The sequence below is a fragment of the Helicobacter pylori genome, from assembly GCF_006439795.1.
Taxonomy (GTDB): domain Bacteria; phylum Campylobacterota; class Campylobacteria; order Campylobacterales; family Helicobacteraceae; genus Helicobacter; species Helicobacter pylori_CR.
The window spans coordinates 13,038-37,133 of sequence record NZ_VEYL01000017.1 but is presented as its reverse complement, the minus strand read 5'-3'; the positions used below and the strand labels follow the sequence as shown (position 1 = coordinate 37,133).

The following is a 24,096-nucleotide window of genomic DNA, read 5'->3' as shown; positions in this document are numbered from 1 at the left end:
CCCTTAAAATCCCCCTAACCCCCCAAGACCGCTTTTTTAGTAAAGTTATCGCTTGCTTGACGCAAGCTCTTTTATTATTTATCTTAAAAATGCTAAAGCATTTTTTAAATTCTATAAATTCTATTTAACAGAGTTAAATTTAAAAAAAGGGATTGGTTGCGGAGAATGGATTTGAACCACTGACCTTTGGGTTATGAGCCCAACGAGCTACCGGACTGCTCTACTCCGCGACACGCTAATAAAGGAAAAAATGGTTGGGGTGCAAGGATTCGAACCTCGGAATGCCAGGACCAAAACCTGGTGCCTTACCGCTTGGCGACACCCCAACAAATCAAAGGAGCATTATACAAAAGCTTTTTAAAAAAGTCAAGCTAAAACGCTATAATTTCATCATGGAAAATGGATTTGACCCCCTCATTTACAAACGCTATCTCAAAAAGAAAGAAACCTTTTTGCTGTTTAAAAAGATCGGCCAAATGTCTGCGTTTAAAAATTTAAAGCTCCAGCTCAAGCGAAGAGAAGTGATCAATCATTATGTGGCTGGAATTTTAGGGGATTTAAAGAAAGGGTTTAGATACGCTAAAATTGAACACCAAATCCTAAAAATCTATTTCACGCACCCGAGTTTCTTGAAAGCCTTTGAAACAGAAAAAGATTATTACACCAAGAATTTAAAAGCCCATTTTTTAGAAACAAAAAAAACCCTAAAAGCCCTAAATTACCCCTTTGATTTTACAAGCATTCAAGCGAGCGTGAGAAAAAGGGCGTATCAAAAACCGGTTATAAAAAAAGAAAACCCCCCTAAAAAACCGGTTAGCATCAATGTCAATTGTGAGGGTTTGAGCGATTTCACCAAAAAGCAATTTTCAAAGCTCAAACGCGCTTGTAACGATAATACGCCGCGCACGCCCCCTCAGAGCTGACCATGCAACTGCCGATCGGGTTTTGTGGGGTGCAAGTTGTGGCGAATAGCGAGCAGTCTAGGGGCTTAGCGATGCCTTTTAAAATCTCCCCGCACTTGCATGCTTTGTTTTCTTTAGAGGTTTTGTGGCTTAAGTGTTCTTTAAAGACTCTTTCAGCGTCATAGGAGGCGAATGCTTCTTTAAGCTTTAGGGCGGAATATTTGATATTCCCCAAACCTCTCCATTCAAAATTTTCCCTAACTTCCATGCATGCATTCACTAACGCTTGCGCTTTTGTATTCCCTTCATAGCTCACCGCTCTTTTGTATTGGATTTCTAGCTTGGCTTCTTTGTTTAAGGCTTGTTTGATGAGCATCAGCACGCTTTCTAATATATCCACCGGCTCAAAACCGCTCACAATAATGGGGAGTTGAAAGCGATCCACTAGAGGAGCGTAGATTTGAGCGCCGCTTATCACGCTCACATGGCTAGGGGCTAAAAGAGCGTTAATCTGGCATGCTTTATCTTCTAAAATCGTGCTCACGCTGGGAGGCACTAAAATGTGGTTGATGTGGAAAAAAAGATTGTGGAGTTTTTCTTTTTTGGCACTCAGTAAAACACTGGCTGTCATCGGCGTGGTGGTCTCAAAACCGATCGCAATATAAATGACTTTTTTATGCGGGTTTTCTTTAGCGATCTCTAAAGCTTGCATGGGCGAATACAAAAAGCGCGCATCTAACCCCTTTTCTCTGGCTTGTATCAAACTCCCATAGCTCCCTGGGACTTTCATCATATCCCCTAAGCTTAAGATAATGCTATCTTTGATCGTGGCTAACTCATAAGCTTCATCAAGGCGCGCTCTTGGCATCACGCATACCGGACACCCCGGCCCATGCACAAACTCTAAATTGTTAGGCATCAAATCTAAAAGCCCGTATTTCATGATAGAATGCGTATGCCCTCCGCACACTTCCATGATGACTAATTTTTTTTCAAGTTTAAAAGCGAGTTTTTTGATTGCATTAGAGAGCGCTAAAAGGGTTCGCTTGTCTCTAAAGGGCGAAATGAGGTGATCAACGCTCATTGTTTTTATTCATGCATTTATTCATGCGTTTCGTTCATTTTAGCAATCATTTGTTGATAAAGCGCAATGGATTCTAGGGCTTCTTTTTCATCAATCTTGCTCATCACATAGCCGATGTGTAACAACACATAATCGCCCACTTTAACGGACTCGCCCATTAAATCCAAGCTCGCCTCTCTTTGAACGCCTAAAGTTTCCAAGAGCGCCACATTATCGTTAATGGCTATGACTTTAGAGGGGATCGCTAAACACATTAAAACGAATGCGTGGATTGGTAATTTTCACGCTTTTTTTCTAAAAGGAAATTTTTAAAATCTTCCAAGCTTTTAGGGTCTTTGGAACTCATTAAAAAAATGGGCACTTCAGGCTTTAATTTTTGCATGTCTTCTTTGACTTGAGAAACCCTGAAATTAAATACCTCAATCATGTCCGCTTTACTGATAATTACCGCATCCGCGCACATGAACATCGTGGGGTATTTTAGCACCTTATCATCGCCCTCTGGGACTGAGAGTAAAACGATATTCATCGCCGCTCCCAGATTATAGCTTGAAGGGCAAACCAAATTCCCCACATTTTCAATGATTAAAAAATCGCTTCTTTCTAACGCTCCCTCATCTTTGAGCAAATCAAACGCCCCTTCAATCATGCTCGCTTCCAAATGGCACGCTTCGCCGGTGGTGATCTGGTGCGCGCTCACGCCTTTTTTACGCAATCTGTCTGCATCTCTATTGGTTTGCAAATCGCCCTCTACCACGCAAAACTTAAAGTCTTTAAAACCCGCTAGATTTTCTAGCATCGTGGTTTTACCGCTGCCTGGAGAGCTCATGAAATTCAGCACATACAGCCCTTCTTTTAAATAGCGTTCTTTCATTTCAGCGGCTTTAATGTCGTTCTTGCTCAAAATCTTTTCCACGATTTTGACATCTTTTTTACTCAAATTAGGGTTATTTTGTAAAGATTCTTTTCGTTGTTCGCTCATGCTTATTCCTTTCTTTTAAAATTTTCGTATTGTAGCGTGCTTAATTAAACGACTATCATTAAACGACTTCTTTTATCTTTTTGGCTCATCTTTTTAGATCAAAAACATGCTTTACCCTAACCCCTTATCGCCGCTGTCGTTTTTATCTTTTAACACTAATTTAATGATCCTCCATATGATGATTAATAAAATGATGGTTAAAAGCAAATACCAAACATTGATAAAAACGGCTTTCATCATTTGATTTTCCTTATTTTTTACTCAAAGACAATCTTATAACGCTATTTTCTAAAGCGTCCAAACGATGCGAAACTTGGGCTTCCAGGCTGATTAACGCTCCCTTAGGCACTTCTATTTTTTCATCTCCCACTTCAAAAACGATTTTGCCCTCTAAAACCTGCACGCTGATCGCTCCCGGGGCCTTGTGTTTGTCCATGACAGCTCCTTTGGGCATGCAAATACGGATTTCCTTATTGGAAGAATTTTCATTCAGCGTTTCAATGTGGAGTTTTTCAAAATGAACGCCCTCTAAAAAATGAACCACTTTCATCAAACAACCTTTATTTTAATTTTTCTACTATTTCTTTGGCTTGTAAAGCGATTTCTAGCTCTTCATCAGTAGGGATTCGTAAAATTTGGACTTTAGTATTAGGCTGGCTTAAATCCACTAACCCACTTCCTGGTTCGTTATTAATGGTTTTATTCAAAACAATACCTAAATTTTCTAAACCTTCACACACGCTCTCTCTTAAAGCCGAGTAGTTTTCCCCTAATCCCCCTGTAAAAATGATCGCATCTACTTTTTTTAAGACTGCCATGTAAGCCCCAACATCCTTTTTAATGCGATAAGCGCACATTTCAAAAGCGAGCTTGGCTTGCTTATCGCCTTTTTCTTTTCTGGCTTCTATGTTTCTGGCGTCATTATCCCCACAAATGCCTTTCAAGCCGCTTTCATGGTTTAAAATTTTCATCACTTCTTCTAAACTTTTATTAGCGCATTGCGCGATGTATTCCACCACAGTAGGATCAATGTCCCCACACCTTGTGCCCATGATCAAGCCTTCTAAAGGGGTTAGCCCCATAGAAGTGTCCACGCTTTTACCCTTTTGAATGGCTGTTGCGCTTGAGCCGTTCCCTAAATGCAAACTGATAGCGTTAAATTCCTCATAAGCGATATTCAAAAACTTCGCCGCTTCTTTAGCCACATAATGGTGTGAAGTCCCATGGAAACCATAACGGCGGATTTGATACTTTTCATACAATTCATAAGGTAACGCATACATGTAAGCGTAACTGGGCATGCTGGCATGGAATGCGGTGTCAAAAACAGCGATTTGAGGGATATGGGGGTGCGCTTTTTTGACAAACTCAATACCGGCTAAATTCGCCGGGTTGTGTAAGGGGGCTAAAATAGAAAGATTGCCAATTTCTCGCATGACTTTTTCATTGACTAAAACCGGGGCATGGAATTTATCCCCCCCTTGAACCACACGATGCCCTATAGCGTCAATTTGATTGAAATCTTTGATGATCCCCATTTTCGTTAAATTCTCACGAATCATTAAAAGCCCGATCGCATGATCTTTAATCACAAGCTTTTCTTTTAATTCTTGATCGTTATGGTGCAAATGCGATTTGATTTTCAACTGCCCTATTTCTTCGCCGATTTTTCGGCTAAACCGCTCGCTAAGGGCTTGTTTTCTTTCATGTCAAACAATTTAAACTTAATAGACGAACTACCCAGATTCAAAACTAAAATTTCCATCATTTCTCCTAGTCAATTAATCTTGCGCTTGAATGGCGCTAATCAAAACGGTGTTGATAATATCTTCCACTAAAGCACCCCTACTCAAATCGTTAATGGGCTTGTTCAAGCCTTGTAAGATAGGCCCTATCGCCACGGCTTTAGCGCTCCGTTGCACCGCTTTATAAGCGATGTTCCCGGCGTTTAAATCCGGGAAAATAAAAACGCTGGCTTGCCCGGCCACTTGGCTGTTAGGCATCTTTTTCTTCGCTACGCCTTTATCAATGGAAGCGTCAAATTGTAAAGGGCCATCAATTTCTAATTGGGGATCTAATTTTTGCGCGATTGTTAGGGCTTCTTTGATCTTGTCTATCATTTCGCCTTGAGCGGAATTTCCTGTCGCATAAGAAAGCAGGGCCACTTTAGGCACGATATTGAATTGCTTCGCTGTTTGCGCGGAAGTGGTAGCGATCTCGGCTAATTCTTTAGGGCTAGGGTTAGGGATAATCGCGCAATCCCCAAAGACTAGCACTTGAGTGTCCAAACACATTAAAAACACGCTTGAAACCAGGCTCACGCCAGGCTTGGTTTTAATGATTTGTAAAGCGGGTCTAATGGTCTCAGCGGTGGTGTGATTGACCCCAGAAACCATGGCATGCGCGTAGCCTAAATGCACGAGCATGGTCGCAAAATAAGTTTTATCCAACGCTAATTGCTCGGCTTCTTGCTCACTCAATCCCTTTGATTTTCGCAATTCATACAAGCTTTTAGCGAATTCTTCTCTATAATGCGAAGTGTTGGGATCGATGATTTCTACATTTTCCAAATTCAAGTTCAAATTTTTCGCTTGGGAGTTAATGGCTTCTTTATCGCCCAATAAAATCAACCCCACCGCACCCATTAAATTCAAACGATGCACGGCTTTTAAAATCCTTTCATCTTCGCTCTCGGGTAAAACGACTTTTTTAATCTGCTTTTTAGCCTTTTTTTCCAAGCTCCTTTGAAAGGCTAAAGGGGTAATAATCTCGCTTTTTGTTTGCAACAAATTTTCAATCGCGCTCGCTTCTAATTCGCATTGTTGCTTACAAAGAGGCGTGCTTAAAAAATGTGGTTTTTCAAGCGTTTCGCCCGCAAATAACCCTATAGCGAAAGGGGCTTCTTTTTTGAGAATATGAGAGTGCATGGCTTTCAAATATTCCAAACTCGTTTGTGCAACAGCCACCACAGGAGCGTTTAAATGCTTGGCTAAAATGGTGTTTAAATCTAACAGAGCGTTTAAGAAAAACTTCGGCGCATACCCTAAATTAATGACAAAATCATGCGTGGTTTGTAATTCATCATAGCGTTTGAGAATCGTTTCAAATAGTAACTCTTCTTGAGCGGTGCTTACAAGCTCTAAAGCCTTTTGTTTGTCTATGGTGCTATGGATCCCTAAAGTGCTTGGGCTCTCACACTCCCCCAAGCCCTCGCACCCCCCATTAATGGGTGAAAACAAGGCGATTTTTTGATAACGAGACTTTAGCGCTTTCAAAAGGCTCTTACAAGCAACCCCTAAAACTTCGGTATCCTCTGGGTAAATCCATAAACTTTGCATGCCAATCTCCCTTAAAATCATCGTTTTTATTTAATTGTAGCAAAATTTAATTAAACCTAAACGAAACCATAGTTTTAAAAACCTCTGTTCTCATTAAGCACGAATAACGACAACTTTTATTTTTAAAAAATGGGGTTTTTCGTTTTAAAAAACACCTTTAGCATTTTTAGATTTGATCACGCGTCTTAAGGAACTCTTTTTGCTTGACTCCCACCATGTAAAATAAAAGAGTTGTTTTAAAGGATAGTCATGCCATCTCTTGTTAATCCCATTCACACCAACGCAAACGCTTTAAACAGCGGGGCGAAAAACGAAGTTAAAGACACCAAAAACGCCCCTAAAAGCACATCAAAGGATTTCAGTAAGATCTTAAACCAAAAGATCTCTAAAGACAAAACCACCCCTAAAGAAAATCCTAGCGCGTTAAAAGACGCGCCAAAAGACGCTAAAGCACTTGAAAAAACCCCTACCCTAAACCACCAACACGCTCAAAACCTCGCTAAAGACCAACAAGCCCCTACCCTAAAAGATTTACTCAACCACCAAAAAACAACAGCCGAACATGAGACTCAACATGAAACCCATGAGGCTAATGAAACTAACCCCAAAACCCCTAACGAAACTTTAAACAAGAATGAAAAAAAGCCTAACGAAGTTGCTTCTAACGCTCATCAAACAAACTTGCCTAATAAAAACCCTATAACCCCCACTAATCGCGCTAACAACGCTAACACTACCCAAAAACCCACCACTCCAACCCATAACGCTAAAGATCCAAAAACCCTTAAAGACATCCAAACGCTCAGCCAAAAACATGACTTAAACGCCAGCAACATTCAAGCGGCCACGACCCCAGAAAATAAAAACCCCTTAAATGCGAGCGATCATCTCGCTTTGAAAACAACGCAAACGCCCACTAACCAAACCCTTGCAAAGAACGACGCTAAAAACACCGCCAACCTTTCTAGCGTTTTGCAATCTTTAGAAAAAAAAGAACCGCAAAATAAAGAACACACAAACCCCCCAAATAATGAAAAAAAAACGCCCCCTTTAAAGGAAGCTTTACAAATGAACGCCATTAAAAGGGATAAAACGCTTTCTAAAAAAAAGCCAGAAAAAACCCCTATTCACGCTAAAACCCAAATTGCAACCCCAAGCGCGACGCCAGAAAATGCCCCTAAAATCCCTCTTAAAACGCCTCCTTTAAGGCCTTTAATAGGAGCTAACCCTCCCCCTAACGATAATATTCCAACGCCCCTAGAAAAAGAAGAAAAAACTAAAGAAATAAGCGATAATAAAGAAAAAGCTAAAGAAACTAATAGCAGTGCTCAAAGCGCGCAAAACACCCAAGCTAGCGATAAGACAAGCGAGAATAAAAGCGTTACCCCTAAAGAGACGATCAAGCATTTCACCCAACAATTAAAGCAAGAAATCCAAGAATACAAACCCCCCATGAGTAGGATCTCTATGGATTTATTCCCTAAGGAATTAGGCAAGGTTGAAGTGATTATTCAAAAAGTGGGTAAAAACCTTAAAGTGAGCGTGATTTCTCATAACAACAGCTTGCAAACCTTTTTGGACAACCAACAAGATCTCAAAAACAGCCTGAACGCTTTAGGTTTTGAAGGGGTGGATTTGAGCTTTTCGCAAGATTCTTCTAAAGAGCAACCCAAAGAGCCATTTAAAGAGCCATTCAAAGAACAGGAATTAACCCCCTTAAAAGAAAACGCCCTAAAAAGCTACCAAGAGAATACAGACCATGAACACCAAGAAACGAGCATGCAAATCACTCTTTATGCGTGATTTTAAGCAAGTTTGCTCTATAATAAGACATCTTTAATAAGGAAGAGATCATGGCCATTGATTTAGCAGAAGTTACAGGAGCTAAAGCCGCACAAGAAAGGAAAAAAGAACAGCCCACCATCGCTAACGGGTTGGATAAAAACGCTTTTATGAAACTCTTTTTAGAGCAATTGAAAAATCAAGACCCCACCGCTCCTATGGAAACGGATAAGATCATCACCCAAACCGCGCAACTCACGCAAGTGGAAATGCAAGAAGAAAACAAAAAGACCATGCAAGAAGTCGCCAGTGCCATGAAATCCAATAAAGAAACTAACGAATCTTTAAAAGACTTTCAAGGCGCTTTAAAAGACACCATGGAAAACCTTAATAAAGGCATGGACGATAGCTTGAAAGCGAATAACGCTTTAAAGGAAGTAACGGCCCTTAATTCTGTGAGCATGATAGGCAAAATCGCTGAAACCGATGTGAGCGGGGCAAATTTTGATGGCAATAACAAGCTTTCTTTCTCGCTCTTTTTTGATGAAAAAATTGACGCCTCTAAAGGAGTGCCAGCGATTCAAATCCTAAACGAAAACAATGAATTAGTCAAAACGATTCCTTTAAAAGATTATAACGGGCAAAAGGGGTATATCAATTTTGAATGGGACGGCACAAACGAAAAGGGCGAAAAAGTCCCTAAAGGCAATTATAAAATCAAGGCTGAATACAATTTAGACTCCCAAAGCAAGCAGTATTTGCAAACGCGCATCGGTAGGGGCGAAGTGGAAAGCGTGATTTTTGATAAAGGCAAGCCCATGCTAAGAATGGGCGAAATGGTTTTACCCATAGACAGCGCGATAGAGTTTTACAAACCGGATCAAAAACCCCTTGATCAAAAGCCGCTCGAACAAAAACCCCTTGATCAAAAGCTCTCTGATCAAAAACCTCAAAAGCTCTCTGAACAAAAGTCGCTTGATCAAAAACCGCTTGATCAAAAACTCTCTGATCAAAAGCCCCAAACCCCCCCTAAAGAGACAGCATGAACGACACCTTATTAAACGCTTATAGCGGGATTAAGACCCACCAGTTTGGCATTGATAGCCTTTCAAACAATATCGCCAATGTCAATACTTTAGGCTATCGCTCCAATGATCCGGAGTTTAAGACCCTATTTTCTTCGCATTTAGACGCTTTGAACGCCAAATCCGTTGTGGCTAATGACCGAAATTACGGCGTTACAGGATCAGGCAATGTCCTTTCTAATAAAGACGGGGAATACATGCCAAGCGAGGGGGAATTTCATATGGCGTATCAAGGCAAGGGCTGGTTTGTGATAGGGCCCAATAAAAATGGGGAAATGACCATTAATAAAGACGGCTTTAGCAAAAAACAGGATAATTTCCTAACCCGCGCCGGTAATTTCGCTAGAGACGCTGATGGCTATTTAGTAACCCCTGAGGGCTATTATGTCTATGGCATTGATTTGAAAAAAATCAAAGACGGCACGCTCAATTCCACCGCCAGAGATGAAGACATTGAAAAATTGCATGGCAACACCCTTTCGCCCTTACAAATCCCCCAAGATTTGACTTACCAGCCCGTGCTTAGCACGAAAGTGGGTATTAGCGTGAATCTAAACCCTAAAGACCATTTAAAAGGCGTGCAAGATTTTTTCTTAAACGATAAGGGCGAGATCATTAAAGAGCGTTTTTTAAACCAGGATATTAACGCTTTAGCGAATGACGATAACGAGCCAATAGACGCGATCACTAATCGTAAATTAAACATCAGTATCCAAAAAGAAGATGGCAAAAAAGAGGATTTTGTTTTCACTTATGGGGACGCTGAAAAAGGCGAAAACCAATTCAAAACTTTAGGCGATTTGCAAAAACTCCTTAAAGAAAAAACCGGGCTAGACTTAAACCTCATCAAAAGCGAAAAAGACGCCAAAAGCCCGCCCCTTTTATTAGAGATCGCTAATCCTAGCGAAACGCCTATCACATTTAGCTTGAGCGGGGGCATTGCGGATAAATTGGGCTTGAATGCGAATGAAATGGAATTGAAAAAGGGCATTAGCAGGGATTCAGTAGCGATTAAAATCCCTTATTACAGCACAGAAGTGGATATTTATGACAAAGCTGGGGATAAATACTTGCTCCAAAGCGAATATTACATGACCAATTCTAACGATCCCACATCAAGCCCCACGAGTAAAAGGAAAAACCAAACTTGGGAAGTGAAAAGCTACATCGCAGATCCCAAAAACAAAACCCCTATCAATGATCCCACTTGGGAAATTGTCGGCTTTGATTCAGCCACGCATAAAATGAAATCCGCCCCCATGACTTTGGATTTTAAGGGCAATAAGCTCACTTATTCTTTAGATAAAAGCGAAAACCATGATTCTAGCGATTTGTCTTATCAAGACTCTAAACTCTTAGAAGCGAGTCAAGACGGCAAGCCTAGGGGCATTTTTAGAGACATGCGCATTGAAGAAAATGGCGTGATTTCTCTGGCCTTTAGTAACGGGGTGGTAGAGCCGGTCGCTCGCATCGGTATTTTGGCTTTCACTAACGATCAAGGATTAAGAAAAATCGGCGGTAACCTCTATGAAATGCAAGAAGGCACCATTAATGGCGAAAACAGACCCCTAAGCGGTAACCCCATTTTAGGGTGGGACGAAGAGGGCAAGCTCAAGTTTGGGAAAATCAGGCATAAATATTTAGAAACGAGCAATGTGAATGCCGGGAACGCCCTAACCAATCTCATTTTAATGCAAAGGGGCTATTCTATGAACGCTAGAGCCTTTGGCGCGGGCGATGACATGATCAAAGAAGCCATTAGCTTGAAAAAATAAGAGGCTAAAATAAGGAGTGTGGTAAAATATCCTTTTTAATAAGGATATTTAATGATACCCACACAGCTTAATGAAATTGCAGAATTTTTAAAAACAAACCCTTATCATTTGTCTCAACCCTTACAGGATGGACGCTTAAATTCATCTGTCAATGAAGAAGAAATTTTAAACGCCATCAAACATTCTTTCCCTATCCAACTACCAAAAGCCAGAGAATGGTGGGATTTTAGTTTTGAAGAAAACGATATTTTTTATCCTGTTAATATTAAAACCACCACCACAAAAACCGCTGACAATCTTAATGGTAAATTAGGGATTTATTATGCATTGTGTGGCTTATTGCCGACTTTCAATAACGAAATTGCATGGGAAAAATACTTTCAAAAACTTCATAAAGACTTAGGCAAAAACACCGACAGAGACTATTATTTTTTAATCATCAACAAAAACGATCCTAAAGATATTTTTATCAATTCCTTAAAAGGTATTCAAACCCTCCAACCCAATAACTTGCCCTTCCAATGCAAGTGGGATAACAACAGAGAAATCGTTCAAAGAAACTTTATTGAAAGTAAAAACTCCATCTTAAGCGCTCTAGCCAAAAGCGTTAAGTTACGAGCTAGTATTTATTTAACATTCAAAGAAGTTTTTGGAGAATTTTTTGAATAATTTAGACATTAAAACTTTAGGGCAGGTTTTCACCCCTAAAAAGATAGTGGATTTCATGCTCACTCTCAAGCACAATCAAGGGAGTGTTTTAGAGCCAAGCGCTGGCGATGGGAGTTTTTTAAAGCGCTTAAAAAAGGCTGTAGGGATTGAAATCGATCCTAAAATCTGCCCTAAAAATGCCCTTTGCATGGACTTTTTTGACTACCCTTTAGAAAATCAATTTGACACCATTATTGGTAACCCGCCCTATGTCAAGCACAAGGATATTGCGCCTAGCACGAAAGAAAAACTCCATTACAGCCTTTTTGATGAAAGGAGTAACCTATACTTGTTTTTCATAGAAAAAGCGATCAAGCATTTAAAACCTAAAGGCGAATTGATTTTCATCACCCCAAGGGATTTTTTAAAATCCACTTCTAGCGTGAAATTAAACGAATGGATTTACAAAGAAGGCACGATAACGCATTTTTTTGAATTAGGCGATCAAAAGGTTTTCCCAAACGCCATGCCTAATTGCGTGATTTTTCGTTTTTGTAAGGGCGATTTCAGTAGAATCACCAACGATGGTTTGCAATTTTTGTGCAAAAAAGGCATTTTATATTTTCTCAACCAATCTTACACGCAAAAATTGAGCGAGGTTTTTCAGGTTAAAGTGGGGGCAGTGAGCGGGTGCGATAAGATTTTTAAAAATGAAAAATACGAGAATTTAGAATTTGTCACCTCAATCACAAAAAGAACCCATGTTTTAGAAAAAATGGTTTTTGTCAATAAGCCTAATGATTATTTACTCCAGCATAAAGACAGCTTGATGCAAAGAAAGATTAAGAAATTCAATGAAAATAATTGGTATAAATGGGGGAGAATGCATTACATATCCCCTAAAAAACGCATTTATGTCAACACCAAAACGCGCCAAAAAAACCCCTTTTTTATCCACCAATGCCCTAATTATGACGGCTCTATTTTAGCACTATTCCCTTATGACCAAAACCTGGACTTACAAAACCTCTGTGATAAACTCAACGCTATCAACTGGCAAGAATTGGGCTTTGTGTGCGACGGGCGTTTTTTGTTTTCGCAGCGCTCTTTAGAAAACGCTCTTTTGCCTAAAGACTTTTTAAATGAGGGTAAAACTTGTTAGAAACTTTGCCATTAAACCCTGAGCAAAAAAAAGCGGCTTCGGCTTTGAAAGGGCATAATTTAGTCATTGCGAGCGCTGGCACAGGAAAGACTTCTACCATTGTGGGGCGCATTTTATACCTGCTTGATAACGGCATCAAGCCTGAAGAAATCTTGCTTTTGACTTTCACCAATAAAGCGAGTAATGAAATGATTGCCAGGGTGGCTAAATATTCCAAATTAAGCTCCAAAATTGAAGCGGGCACTTTCCATGCGGTAGCGTATCGCTATTTAAAAGAGCATTACCCTAATTTAAGCCTAAAGCAACCTAAAGAATTGAAAAAACTTTTAGAAAGCATTGTGGATACTAAAAACGCGCTAACAGATGACGATAAAAAGCCCTACACTTCGCAGCATCTCTACGCCCTTTATTCGCTTTACACTAACGCTCTAAAACAAGAAGATTTTAGCGCGTGGCTTTCTAATAAAAACCCTGAACACACGCCATACGCCGCCTTTTATGAAAACATTTTAGAAGAGTTTGAAAACACTAAAAAAAAGCATAACTATATTGATTATAACGACTTGCTGCTGCTGTTTAAAAAAGCGATGCTAGAAAGACCTAGCCCTTATAAAGAAGTGCTTTGCGATGAATTTCAAGACACTAACCCCTTACAAGAATCCATTTTAGACGCTATCAACCCTCCCAGTTTGTTTTGCGTGGGCGATTACGATCAGAGCATTTACGCTTTTAATGGGGCGGATATTTCCATCATTTCTAATTTCACTCAAAAATACAAAAACGCCCAGGTTTTCACGCTCACCAAAAACTACCGCTCTTCTAAAGAGATTTTAGATCTCGCTAATCAAGTGATACAGCGCAACGAGCGCATTTACCCCAAAAATTTGGAAGTGGTGAAATCAGGGCATTTCAATAGGCCTGCGCTTTTAAATTACAACGACAATATCGCGCAATGCCAAGACATCGCTAAACGCATTGTCATGCGAAAGAATTTTAAAGAAGTGGCAGTGATTTTTAGGAATAACGCGAGTGCGGATCAATTAGAAGCCGCTTTAAGATCTTACAATGTGCCAAGCAAAAGAAAAGGGAGCGCGAGCTTTTTTGAATCCAAAGAAGTGGCGTTAGCGTTGGATATTTGCGCGCTACTATTCAACCCTAAAGACATTATGGCAGCGATTCATGTTTTAAGCTGTATCAGCGATATTGGCTCTAACACCGCTAAAGACATTCATGAAGCCTTGATGCTTTTAGGCAATGGCGATCTCAAACTAGCCCTAACCCACCCAAATAAAGAAGCCAAAATTTACACCAAAAAAAAAGAAATCACCTCTATGGGGCTTTTTGAAGAAATTTTTGCTCTAGAAAACAGCTCAAGGTTTAATAGCGTGATAGATAAAGCGTTTCATTCGCACCCGGTGTTGATGCACCCTAAAATCTCACTCAATGGGGCTAAAACGCTCAGCGATTTTTTCATTCTCTATACTAAAGCCCCTACCCATTCCCCTAGCGCTTTAATCAAGCACATTATAGAAAGCGCGTTTTTTCAAACCTTTAAAACACGCCTTTTAAAAGAGCGATCCAAAAATAAGGACGGCTCTTATAACGAATTTAAAAAACTCCAAGCGCAAAAACGCTTCAATGAAAAAATGGACTTGCTGAGTTCTTTAGCGAAAAATTACCAAAATTTAGGGCGTTTTTTAAACGGAACTTTAATAGGCTCAAATGAAGCCACGCAAGGCTGTGGCGTGAATCTATTGAGCGTGCATGCTTCTAAAGGCTTAGAGTTTAAAGATGTCTACATTATAGATTTAATGGAGGGTCGTTTCCCTAACCACAAGCTCATGAATACCGGTGGGGGCATTGAAGAAGAGCGGCGGCTTTTTTATGTCGCTATCACAAGGGCTAAGGAAAATTTATGGCTTTCTTATGCGAAAAACGAATTGAGGGAAAACGCCAAACCTAAAGAGCATAAGCCTTCGGTGTTTTTGTATGAAGCAGGACTTTTGAAACCTGATTCAAAATAAAATTGGTTTTTGTATTGTTTGTTTAATGAGTATTATGATGGGATTTTTATGAGATGTAAGAAAAATACAAAAAAACGCTAGCAACCATAGATTTTAAGCTTGCGCTAGAGCCAAAATTTTAGTATAATGGCGTTGTGAGGACCATTAAAACTATGATTGCTAATAGTAATTTCATAGTTGGTTATCTCCTTTCGGGGTAACCGCCCACTATTACCCCAAACCCTAACATGCTCCAAATTTTCACAACAAAAGAGAAACCTAGAAATTATTATTTGCGTTGGCGTGATTTTACATTAAAAAAACCAAAGAATGCCAAAAAGCGTTTTTAAAACCCCAAAAATTTAAGGCTAATCCCCTATGAAATTCCGTTTTTTTTGTAAAAAGCGCTCCAATGCTTGTAACTTTATTTCCTTTATAAGGGGGTTTTAAGGGGATTTTTAAGGTTAGTTTAACTTTTCTTATGTGAAAATATCACTAATTACATCTAACAATTTGTATTATAAACATTATTTACAAGATCTGATGTAACTAAATCCCAAATTTAAACTCAATCAAGGAGCATCCCATTGATAAGGAAAATTATGATAAAGAAAAATAGAACGCTGTTTCTTAGTCTAGCCCTTTGCGCTAGCATAAGTTATGCCGAAGATGATGGAGGGTTTTTCACCGTCGGTTATCAGCTTGGGCAAGTCATGCAAGATGTCCAAAACCCAGGCGGCGCTAAAAGCGACGAACTCGCAAGAGAGCTTAACGCTGATGTAACGAACAACATTTTAAACAACAACACCGGAGGCAATGTCGCAGGGGCGTTGAGTAACGCTTTCTCCCAATACTTTTATTCGCTTTTAGGGGCGTATCCCACGAAACTCAATAGTAGCGATGTGCCCGCGAACGCTCTTTTAAGTGGTGCGGTAGGCAGTGGGACTTGCGCGGCTGCAGGAACGGCTGGTGGCTCAACTCTTAACACTCAAAGCGCTTGCACCGCTGCGGGCTATTACTGGCTCCCTAGCTTGACTGACAGGATTTTAAGCACGATCGGCAGCCAGACTAACTACGGCACGAACACCAATTTCCCCAACATGCAACAACAGCTCACCTACTTGAATGCGGGGAATGTGTTTTTTAATGCGATGAATAAGGCTTTAGAGAATAAGAATGGAACCACTACTAATGGTGCGACTGGTTCAAGTGGTGCGACTGGTTCAGATGGTCAAACTTACTCTCAACAAGCCATCCAATACCTTCAAAACCAACAAAATATCCTCAATAACGCAGCGAACTTGCTCAAGCAAGATGAATTGCTCTTAGAAGCTTTCAACTCTGCCGTAGCCGCCAATATTGGGAATAAAGAATTCAATTCAGCCGTTTTTACAGGCTTGGTGCAAGGCATTATTGATCAATCTCAATTGGTTTATAACGAGCTCACTAAAAACACCATTAGCGGGAGCGCGGTTAATAACGCCGGGATAAATTTCAACCAAGCTAACGCTGTGCAAGGGCGCACTAGTCAGCTCCCTAACGCTCTTTATAACGCGCAAGTAACTTTGGATAAAATCAATGCGCTCAATAATCAAGTAAGAAGCATGCCTTACTTGCCCCAATTCAGAGCCGGGAACAGCCGTTCAACGAATATTTTAAACGGGTTTTACACTAAAGTGGGCTATAAGCAATTCTTCGGGAAGAAAAGGAATATCGGTTTGCGCTATTATGGTTTCTTTTCTTATAACGGAGCGAGCGTGGGCTTTAGATCCACTCAAAATAATGTAGGGCTATACACTTATGGGGTGGGGACTGATGTGTTGTATAACATCTTTAGCCGCTCCTATCAAAACCGCTCTGTGGATATGGGCTTTTTTAGCGGTATCCAATTAGCCGGTGAGACCTTCCAATCCACGCTCAGAGATGACCCCAATGTGAAATTGCATGGGAAAATCAACAACACGCACTTCCAGTTCCTCTTTGACTTCGGTATGAGGATGAACTTCGGTAAGTTGGACGGGAAATCCAACCGCCACAACCAGCACACGGTGGAATTTGGCGTAGTGGTGCCTACGATTTATAACACTTATTACAAATCAGCAGGGACTACCGTGAAGTATTTCCGTCCTTATAGCGTTTATTGGTCTTATGGGTATTCATTCTAAGAAAGGGGGGAAGAGACAAACATGAAACAAAATTTAAAGCCATTCAAAATGATTAAGGAAAATTTAATGACACAATCTCAAAAAGTAAGATTCTTAGCCCCTTTAAGCCTAGCGTTAAGCTTGAGCTTCAATCCAGTGGGTGCTGAAGAAGATGGGGGCTTTATGACCTTTGGGTATGAATTAGGTCAGGTGGTCCAACAAGTGAAAAACCCGGGTAAAATCAAAGCCGAAGAATTAGCCGGCTTGTTAAACTCTAATACGACAAACAACACCAATATCAATATTGCAGGCACAGGAGGCAATGTCGCTGGGACTTTGGGCAACCTCTTTATGAACCAATTAGGCAATTTGATTGATTTGTATCCCACTTTGAACACTAGCAATATCCATCAATGTGGTGCTACTAATAATGGTAGTGGTAATGGTGGTGCGACCACTGCTGCCGCTACTACTAGCAATAACCCTTGTTTCCAAGGCAATCTGGATCTTTATAGCGAAATGGTTAGCTCTATCAAAACTTTGAGTCAAAACATCAGCAAGAATATCTTCCAAGGCAACAACAATACCACGAGCCAAAATCTCTCCAATCAGCTCAGTGAGCTTAACACCGCTAGCGTTTATTTGACTTACATGAACTCATTCTTAAACGCCAATAACCAAGCGGGTGGGATTTTTCAAAACAACACTAGTAGTGGTTATGGAAATGGTGTTACCGCTCAACAAATCGCTTATATCCTAAAGCAAGCTTCAATCACTATGGGGCCAAGCGGTGATAGCGGGGCTGCCGCAGCGTTTTTGGACGCCGCTTTAGCGCAACATGTTTTCAACTCGGCTAACGCCGGGAATGATTTGAGCGCTAAGGAATTCACTAGCCTGGTGCAAAATATCGTCAATAATTCTCAAAACGCTTTGACGCTAGCCAACAACGCTAACATCAGCAATTCAACCGGCTATCAAGTGAGCTATGGCGGGAATATTGATCAAGCGCGCTCTACCCAACTATTAAACAACACCACAAACACTTTGGCTAAAGTTACCGCTTTGAATAACGAGCTTAAAGCTAACCCATGGCTTGGGAATTTCGCTGCCGGTAACAGCTCTCAAGTGAATGTGTTTAACGGGTTTATCACTAAAATCGGTTATAAGCAGTTCTTCGGGGAAAACAAGAATGTGGGCTTACGCTACTACGGCTTCTTCAGCTATAATGGCGCGGGCGTGGGTAATGGCCCCACTTACAATCAAGTCAATTTGCTCACTTATGGGGTGGGGACTGATGTGCTTTACAATGTGTTTAGTCGCTCTTTTGGTAGCCGAAGCCTTAATGCGGGCTTCTTTGGGGGGATCCAACTCGCAGGGGATACTTACATCAGCACGCTAAGAAACAGCCCTCAACTTGCGAGCAGACCTACAGCGACGAAATTCCAATTCTTGTTTGACTTGGGGTTACGCATGAACTTTGGTATCTTGAAAAAAGACTTGAAAAGCCATAACCAGCATTCTATAGAAATCGGTGTGCAAATCCCTACGATTTACAACACTTATTATAAAGCTGGCGGTGCTGAAGTGAAATACTTCCGCCCTTATAGCGTGTATTGGGTCTATGGCTACGCCTTCTAAAAAAGCTCAAGGCCTTTTATAGGCTTTGATTTAACCCTTTAACCCCCATTTTAAAAACAACCTTAAAATATTTATCAAATAATCAAATAGTAGTGGGATTAACCCCCCTAATAACGCTTAAAAATTTGCTTACGCAAGCTCTTTTATTATGTTTGTTATGTTTATTTTAAAATACGCCTTGGAGTGTTTTTAACTTGTTGCGATTAGGCTTTGATTTAACCCTTTAACCCCCACTTTAGAAACAATATAAAACCCTTATCCAATAATCAAATAGTGGAATTACCCCTAATAACGCTTAAAAATAAGAACGCTTAATTAAAAGCTACCACTCACCAAAAGCTCAACGCTCAAGGCTTATTGAGATTTTAAAACGCTTGATTAAAAACTTTTGAAAAGCTTTAGCGCTTCAAAATTTTTATAATTAGAAAAACAACCCAAAATATTTATCAAATGTTGTCAAATATTGAGATTATCCCCCAAGAACGCTTTAATGGTGAAAGCGTTCAAACGCTAAAGATATTTAGGATTTCTGTGGTTTAAAACTTTGTTTTGTCGTTTTAAATTTTATGGTAAAACCCATTTTTAAGGGGAACAACCCCCCAAAACTAAATCCCCCTAACCTCTAGGAAGCGCTTTTAAAAAACGAGCTGCGCAAAGTCTTTTATACTCAGGTTTTAAAAAATGCCTTGGAGTGTTTTTAACTTGCTGTGATTGAAAATCAAAACTTCAGCGTGAGGTTGGTCATCATGTAACTTCTGTCTTGGTAATTGGCGCTAAAATCGCCATCTGGGTTATTGAATTTGGGCGCTCCAAAATACCCCACTTGATAGCCTTTATTGATCCTAGCCCCATAATAAGTGATCCTAAAGTTAAGAAGGACTGATTCAGTGAACGCATAGCTCGCATTGAATTGCAAGGAGTATTCATTAGCCCTCCCCAACTGCCCTAACGCATTTTTATTCGCATGAGAGATGCGCCCAAAAACATGCCATGCAAAACGCTTATGGATCCCTCCAACAGAAGTGTAAAAAGTGAAAGTGTTAGCGTTAGTGATCGCATCAGCCAGCCCATCATAAGCCGTATTATCCCAAAAATCATAGCCAATCATTCCGGCATGCCTAGTCGTTACGGAGATTTCATTACTGATATAGGAAGTGTTATTACCCCTTGGCATCGTGTGAGAGCCTAAAAAAGCGTCTGAATTGCCAAAGGTGTTATAAAAGCCAATGGACCAGTTGAAATTATCCCACCAAAAAACCTGGCGGATATTTAAAGTAACGCCATTCCTCCCTAACAACGATCCATGAGGCGTGCTGTCTTCTAAACTATAAGTGTTTGTCTCTGGGTTATACCACCCCCTATAGTATAAAGGAAAGGTCGTCATGATCATGCTTTGAGAGCGAAAGCCTACATTTTCAAAATTCCTGTTCGTGTCATAGACTAGCTTAAAACCGGGAGCGTTATAAGTCTTAGGCGCAAAATAATAAAAAAATTGAGCGTCTAAACCTTTATAAGAATAAGTCGTGGTGATCCCATGCCAACCATAATTGATGAAATCGTTGCTGTTATTAGGATTGCCTCCCTTTTTCAAATAAGGCACTGTCGCAAAAAACTCATAAATCCAAGAGTTAAACGCTAAACCTCTCCCAAAAGAACTCCACCACCAAAATCTTAACCTTTGCGTTTCAGTCTTATAGGGCTGATAATACACTTCCCACCCTTGATTCGATCCGCTCATAAAATCAATATTCGCTTCATAACGCCCCGCCTTAAACCCAAAAACATCTTTGTAATCGTATCGTAAAAAAGCGGTATCCACCACATAAGGCCTTGCATGATAGCTCGCTGATTGAGAAGTCCCCGCATAAGCAGGGCCAAGATACTTGTTAAAAAAGTATCCATGATAGCCCCCAATGAAATTCTCTACAATTGAGCCAAAAATCTTCCCGTTAGCTTGGTTAATATCGTTCTTAGTCTTATCGTAAGGAATGGCTGCAATCGCCCCACCCAAAGAAACAGAGAGCCTGTGGTTTTCGGTGCCTTTAGGGAGTAAATTGACTTTGACTTGCGCTAAAGTTACAATATCTATAAAACTTTCAGTAGGATAAATCCCTTTTTTAGTATTGATTTGAGAATTGTTAAAACCAATCTTAGAAAAGTTCTCTATACGACCGCTAAACCGATAATCAAAAGCTTCTGCAGGACATAATAAAAACGATAAAAGCGATAAAGAAGAAGTCAAAAAATATTTTTCTTGCCTCACTAAACTCTCCCTAATTTTAATTGCATGATCTTTTTTGTTGAGATTATAATTATAATCAAAAATAACATAAAATTAAAATATTAATTAAAATCCACAACCCTATTTTACAAAATTTTACAAAAAATAACCTTTCATTGTAAATTGGTTTAAAACTAAAGGATTAAAATCATATATTTGTTACTTCTAAAGAATGTTTTATTTTTGATTAAACCCGCCACCTATGAAACCCTCATTTTTAGCTCCATTATTAAAATTTATAAGAAATTTCAAACCTAGCGTTAAAGCCAGGCTCTGCCATGCCTCTTGCGTATTTGTCTTGATTGGGTTCATCAGGGCTCATCACCGGGCTTGCTTGATCAATATATTGTTGGTTAAAAACATTGTTAAACACCGCATTCAAGCTCAAGCCTTTAAGCTTCTTATAGGTGGGTTTGTAGGTTACAAAAAAACTGCTCACCCCATAGCCGGGCTTATGCACATAAAAAATCCCGGGCGTTTTAGGGCAATTGCTAGGCCGTCTGTCAATATCCGTAGGGCCGTTGCGATAAGGGCTATAAGAGCAATAACTCAAATCTGTAACAAAGCGTGAAAGCCAAGTGATGCTAAGGCCGGTGCGTGGGATTGTATAGCTTGCCGTTAAAATAAACACATTGCCTGTCGTGGCAGCCAATTCATACACATCAGCGATCAAGCGCCCTTTTAAAGAAGGCCATGATCGCGCCACGCTCAAGCCTAAAGAAAAACCCTTGTATTTAGCCGTCCCTGAAACTTCATAACCAGGCACATAAATAATATCTTTTGCGGGCAAGTTGGTTACAAAAAGCGTTGAAGAAAATTGGTTGATGTAGTTAGAAATCAGTTGGACAAAACCTGCGGCCCTGAAATCAAAATACTCACTGCTGTATTCGGTGTTAAATTCCACATTTTGCCCAATTTCTGGCTTTAAATTGCGGTTATAGCGCAAATTGTCTTGACGCATCCACACCAAACCTCCAGGCATAGGGCCTCTAGTTACATACGCGTAAGAAAGCCTGAAATTCAAATTTTCTAAAGGCGAGATGTTTAAAGCCGCGCTAGGGCTAAACCCTTGGGTTATGTGCAATTGCCAGTCTTTATCCACTAAAGTATAGACATCATAACGAGTCCCTGCCCCTAAAGTTACCATAGGGTGCAAGGTGTAATTCGCTTGCGCATACACCCCAACCACATTCGCAGTAGCGCCATTTCGTTGGCAGCGCCCATTCATGTTAGGATCATTGGGACCCATAACCCTTAAACATGCGTCAGGGGCATCGCCGGGTTTGACTAATTCGCTATTAGGGATCGCTTTATCAAAAGTGGTTAAGTTTTGGTAATTCAACCCGTATTCCAAAAGATTGTCATTCTTATGGTCTATGGTGTGGATCACATTCGCATTGAACCCGGAATTGATGATGAATAAATTTTTATTAGCCACCACAGAACCCCCTCCAAGGCTTTTAAAAGTGATGGAGCAAGTTTGTTTAAGAGCGTTATAAATACCCCCTTGCGCCACGCATTCATTTTCTTCGCCAAGTTTTGGATTTGGGGTGAAAGGGATGATAGTCGCTATATCGTTAGGCCTGAAAAGCGGATCAATTTGGATATTCCTGATACTTGTATAACCATTGATTTTTAATTTAGGATCACCAAAACGGCTCCCCCCTTCTCTTTCATAATTCAAACTCATGTTATGCACTAAATTGACGCTATAAGTTTTAAACAAACTAGCGTCATTTTCAAACAAACAATCGCTAGGGTTTTTCTCGTTAGGGAAAGCGTTAAAATCACCGCAAGAATAGGGTAAAAAAGTGCCTGTAAAATTCGCTCTTAAAGGGCGGTTAGCGTTATCTCTAGTCATGTTATAACTGAGCGTTAAGGTATCTCTTTCGCTCAAATAACCATTGATCTTAGCCATCACATTGTTTTGTTTACTAGGACTTCCTGTAACTTTATTATCCGCTTTAGGGTCAAAAAGATTTTTCATCGCATTATCCCCATCACGATAGTAAAAAATATTTTGGTGCGTGTAATACAAAAGTGCATCAAAATGATTATGACGATAAGCGCCCATCACGGTTTCTCGATCCCCAAAGTTGGTCAAAAAAGTGGCAGCCCCACTTATGGCGTAGTCTTTACCTTTAGGGATAAAATCGCTCGCGCTTCTAGTCTCCATTTTGATCGCGCCAATCAAAGCCATAGGCCCCGCGCTCGCTTGAGCCGCCCCCTTAGTAACCACCACGCTTTTGAGCATTCCAGGGTCAATAATCGTATTGCCTTGATGCCCATAGCTTGCGCCCATTTGCGCCGCGCCATCCACCGTAACCCTAGCCAATCTGTCTTCAATACCGCGCACATAAATTTTTTGCGCCATGACCGCGCCACCGCCCACATTAATATTAGGGTTTCTCCTAAACATGTCGCTGATTTGGTTGGCTTGCCTTCTTTCTAATTCTTTACTTGAAATGGTTGTTTGGTTGTTGTAATTAAAGATTTTAGCCGCTTGAGTGGTAACTTTGCCCAGAGTGTGTTGGGCGTTCTTTTCTTTTTTCCTTTCCGTCTTTTTTTCTTCTTTTTCTTCTTCTTTGGCCTCCAATTCAAACATTCCTAATAAGGACAAAAAAATAGAAAAACTACAATACTTTCTAAAACGCTTGTCATTCATTCTTAAAATCCTACTTATTATAATAATTTCTCTTAAAAAATAAAGGTGTTATTATAATCAAAAAAATATTACAACCACCTTAAAAGAGCTAGACATTTTTAATAAACAAATGATAAACTTTTAGAAAAATCCCACAAAAACCCAAAACGCACAGAATGCGAAAGGTCTTTTCTACCTCACTCTCACTTTTTTATCTTTATAGAGCCTGAACATTTTAGAGCTAGAGCTTTCAAACAAACCCCTTTCATCGCTCACAATCACATCAGCGAGCTTGAAAGCGATCTCTTTATCATAGGCGCATCGGGTGAGGTTGGCTGAGGTGCTATAGAGCGTTTTAAAACGCTTTAAAAAATCCCCATGCCTGCCCCTAATTACACGAACGGCCTTAGAGTTAGGATAAATAAAAGTGGTTTTAGCGCTTCTTCTAATGAGGCTTTTAAACGCATTGGGCACGCGCACCAGGCTTTTTAGGATGCTAAAATCAGCGCTTTCTATTAAAACGCTTTGGTTTTTAGGGCGACCTTTTAAGGCGTTGAGCTTTTCGCTGTCTTTAGAAAGCAGCCCTATAGTGGTATCGCTTTGAACGAGATACACTAATGCCATCAAG

18 protein-coding genes, 2 tRNA genes and 1 pseudogene are annotated in these 24,096 nt (G+C 40.2%); 9 read left to right on the top strand and 12 right to left on the bottom strand.

Annotated elements, in window-relative coordinates:
* Nucleotides 1-153: 153 nt before the first annotated feature.
* Together FIM66_RS07015 and FIM66_RS07010 are read right to left on the bottom strand one after the other, a co-directional pair.
* Nucleotides 154-230, bottom strand: a tRNA-Met gene (locus tag FIM66_RS07015).
* 21 nt (nucleotides 231-251) lie between these two features.
* Nucleotides 252-326, bottom strand: a tRNA-Gln gene (locus FIM66_RS07010).
* A gap of 66 nt (nucleotides 327-392) precedes the next feature.
* Between FIM66_RS07010 and FIM66_RS07005 the strand changes: the two genes are divergently transcribed.
* Complete coding sequence (locus tag FIM66_RS07005; RefSeq protein ID WP_194147167.1) at nucleotides 393-923, top strand: hypothetical protein; 531 nt, start codon at nucleotides 393-395, stop codon at nucleotides 921-923.
* Here FIM66_RS07005 and hypD read toward each other — a convergent pair.
* The 7 genes and pseudogenes from hypD to pta form a co-directional block, all read right to left on the bottom strand.
* On the bottom strand, nucleotides 874-1,986 hold the full coding sequence (gene hypD, locus FIM66_RS07000) for a hydrogenase formation protein HypD (RefSeq protein ID WP_140600293.1): 1,113 nt from the start codon (nucleotides 1,984-1,986) through the stop codon (nucleotides 874-876). The genes FIM66_RS07005 and hypD overlap by 50 nt on opposite strands.
* 17 nt (nucleotides 1,987-2,003) lie before the next feature.
* The gene (locus FIM66_RS06995; protein ID WP_140548566.1) at nucleotides 2,004-2,240 is read right to left on the bottom strand and encodes a HypC/HybG/HupF family hydrogenase formation chaperone; all 237 of its coding nucleotides are present in this window, start codon (nucleotides 2,238-2,240) and stop codon (nucleotides 2,004-2,006) included.
* The gene (gene hypB, locus FIM66_RS06990; RefSeq protein WP_140600292.1) at nucleotides 2,240-2,968 is read right to left on the bottom strand and encodes a hydrogenase nickel incorporation protein HypB; all 729 of its coding nucleotides are present in this window, start codon (nucleotides 2,966-2,968) and stop codon (nucleotides 2,240-2,242) included. Before hypB ends, FIM66_RS06995 begins: the two co-directional genes overlap by 1 nt.
* A 111-nt stretch (nucleotides 2,969-3,079) precedes the next feature.
* Nucleotides 3,080-3,208 carry a hypothetical protein gene (locus tag FIM66_RS08250; protein WP_000973849.1) on the bottom strand — a complete coding sequence of 43 codons (129 nt, stop codon included), beginning with the start codon at nucleotides 3,206-3,208 and terminating at the stop codon, nucleotides 3,080-3,082.
* A 10-nt stretch (nucleotides 3,209-3,218) separates the two neighbouring features.
* Nucleotides 3,219-3,518 (bottom strand): cupin domain-containing protein, encoded by a 300-nt coding sequence (locus FIM66_RS06980; protein ID WP_140600291.1) that lies wholly within the window; start codon nucleotides 3,516-3,518, stop codon nucleotides 3,219-3,221.
* A 10-nt stretch (nucleotides 3,519-3,528) separates the two neighbouring features.
* Nucleotides 3,529-4,733: pseudogene (locus tag FIM66_RS06975) on the bottom strand (acetate kinase).
* Nucleotides 4,734-4,749: 16 nt separating this feature from the next.
* On the bottom strand, nucleotides 4,750-6,306 hold the full coding sequence (gene pta / locus FIM66_RS06970; protein ID WP_140600290.1) for a phosphate acetyltransferase: 1,557 nt from the start codon (nucleotides 6,304-6,306) through the stop codon (nucleotides 4,750-4,752).
* A gap of 249 nt (nucleotides 6,307-6,555) precedes the next feature.
* Here pta and fliK point away from each other — a divergent pair, with 249 nt between their 5' ends.
* From fliK to alpB, 8 genes are all read left to right on the top strand, one after another.
* Nucleotides 6,556-8,109, top strand: a complete 1,554-nt coding sequence (fliK, locus tag FIM66_RS06965) for a flagellar hook-length control protein FliK (protein WP_140600289.1) — start codon at nucleotides 6,556-6,558, stop codon at nucleotides 8,107-8,109.
* 50 nt (nucleotides 8,110-8,159) lie between these two features.
* Nucleotides 8,160-9,134, top strand: coding sequence for a flagellar hook assembly protein FlgD (flgD, locus tag FIM66_RS06960; RefSeq protein ID WP_140600288.1), 975 nt, complete (start codon nucleotides 8,160-8,162; stop codon nucleotides 9,132-9,134).
* Nucleotides 9,131-10,948 (top strand): flagellar hook protein FlgE, encoded by a 1,818-nt coding sequence (locus FIM66_RS06955; RefSeq protein ID WP_140600287.1) that lies wholly within the window; start codon nucleotides 9,131-9,133, stop codon nucleotides 10,946-10,948. The genes flgD and FIM66_RS06955 overlap by 4 nt, the downstream gene beginning before the upstream one ends.
* Before the next feature lie 51 nt (nucleotides 10,949-10,999).
* Nucleotides 11,000-11,617 carry a restriction endonuclease gene (locus FIM66_RS06950; RefSeq protein ID WP_140600286.1) on the top strand — a complete coding sequence of 206 codons (618 nt, stop codon included), beginning with the start codon at nucleotides 11,000-11,002 and terminating at the stop codon, nucleotides 11,615-11,617.
* Nucleotides 11,598-12,758, top strand: coding sequence for an Eco57I restriction-modification methylase domain-containing protein (locus FIM66_RS06945; RefSeq protein ID WP_194149269.1), 1,161 nt, complete (start codon nucleotides 11,598-11,600; stop codon nucleotides 12,756-12,758). The genes FIM66_RS06950 and FIM66_RS06945 overlap by 20 nt, the downstream gene beginning before the upstream one ends.
* Complete coding sequence (locus FIM66_RS06940) at nucleotides 12,752-14,782, top strand: ATP-dependent helicase (protein ID WP_140600285.1); 2,031 nt, start codon at nucleotides 12,752-12,754, stop codon at nucleotides 14,780-14,782. Before FIM66_RS06945 ends, FIM66_RS06940 begins: the two co-directional genes overlap by 7 nt.
* A gap of 581 nt (nucleotides 14,783-15,363) precedes the next feature.
* Nucleotides 15,364-16,926, top strand: a complete 1,563-nt coding sequence (alpA, locus tag FIM66_RS06935; RefSeq protein ID WP_140600284.1) for a Hop family adhesin AlpA — start codon at nucleotides 15,364-15,366, stop codon at nucleotides 16,924-16,926.
* A gap of 21 nt (nucleotides 16,927-16,947) precedes the next feature.
* A complete protein-coding gene (alpB, locus tag FIM66_RS06930) occupies nucleotides 16,948-18,543 on the top strand; it encodes a Hop family adhesin AlpB (protein WP_140600283.1) in 1,596 nt (531 codons plus the stop codon).
* Between the two features lie 718 nt (nucleotides 18,544-19,261).
* Here the strand turns inward: alpB and hofG are convergent.
* From hofG to FIM66_RS06915, 3 genes are all read right to left on the bottom strand, one after another.
* A complete protein-coding gene (gene hofG, locus FIM66_RS06925; protein WP_140600282.1) occupies nucleotides 19,262-20,806 on the bottom strand; it encodes an outer membrane beta-barrel protein HofG in 1,545 nt (514 codons plus the stop codon).
* A 247-nt stretch (nucleotides 20,807-21,053) separates the two neighbouring features.
* Nucleotides 21,054-23,489, bottom strand: a complete 2,436-nt coding sequence (locus FIM66_RS06920; protein ID WP_140600281.1) for a TonB-dependent receptor domain-containing protein — start codon at nucleotides 23,487-23,489, stop codon at nucleotides 21,054-21,056.
* 171 nt (nucleotides 23,490-23,660) lie between these two features.
* A complete protein-coding gene (locus tag FIM66_RS06915) occupies nucleotides 23,661-24,092 on the bottom strand; it encodes a Sua5 YciO YrdC YwlC family protein (protein ID WP_140600280.1) in 432 nt (143 codons plus the stop codon).
* Nucleotides 24,093-24,096: the final 4 nt, after the last annotated feature.

Bases quoted from the DNA above. Each gene is read 5' to 3' on its own strand.
- FIM66_RS06915 (WP_140600280.1), bottom strand. From the start codon at position 24,092: ATGGCATTAGTGTATCTCGTTCAAAGCGATACCACTATAGGGCTGCTT.
- FIM66_RS06950 (WP_140600286.1), top strand. From the start codon at position 11,000: ATGATACCCACACAGCTTAATGAAATTGCAGAATTTTTAAAAACAAAC.
- fliK (WP_140600289.1), top strand. From the start codon at position 6,556: ATGCCATCTCTTGTTAATCCCATTCACACCAACGCAAACGCTTTAAAC.
- hypB (WP_140600292.1), bottom strand. From the start codon at position 2,968: ATGAGCGAACAACGAAAAGAATCTTTACAAAATAACCCTAATTTGAGT.
- hypD (WP_140600293.1), bottom strand. From the start codon at position 1,986: ATGAGCGTTGATCACCTCATTTCGCCCTTTAGAGACAAGCGAACCCTT.
- FIM66_RS08250 (WP_000973849.1), bottom strand. From the start codon at position 3,208: ATGATGAAAGCCGTTTTTATCAATGTTTGGTATTTGCTTTTAACCATC.
- FIM66_RS06980 (WP_140600291.1), bottom strand. From the start codon at position 3,518: ATGAAAGTGGTTCATTTTTTAGAGGGCGTTCATTTTGAAAAACTCCAC.
- FIM66_RS06920 (WP_140600281.1), bottom strand. From the start codon at position 23,489: ATGAATGACAAGCGTTTTAGAAAGTATTGTAGTTTTTCTATTTTTTTG.
- FIM66_RS06955 (WP_140600287.1), top strand. From the start codon at position 9,131: ATGAACGACACCTTATTAAACGCTTATAGCGGGATTAAGACCCACCAG.
- flgD (WP_140600288.1), top strand. From the start codon at position 8,160: ATGGCCATTGATTTAGCAGAAGTTACAGGAGCTAAAGCCGCACAAGAA.
- alpA (WP_140600284.1), top strand. From the start codon at position 15,364: ATGATAAAGAAAAATAGAACGCTGTTTCTTAGTCTAGCCCTTTGCGCT.
- alpB (WP_140600283.1), top strand. From the start codon at position 16,948: ATGAAACAAAATTTAAAGCCATTCAAAATGATTAAGGAAAATTTAATG.
- FIM66_RS06995 (WP_140548566.1), bottom strand. From the start codon at position 2,240: ATGTGTTTAGCGATCCCCTCTAAAGTCATAGCCATTAACGATAATGTG.
- pta (WP_140600290.1), bottom strand. From the start codon at position 6,306: ATGCAAAGTTTATGGATTTACCCAGAGGATACCGAAGTTTTAGGGGTT.
- FIM66_RS07005 (WP_194147167.1), top strand. From the start codon at position 393: ATGGAAAATGGATTTGACCCCCTCATTTACAAACGCTATCTCAAAAAG.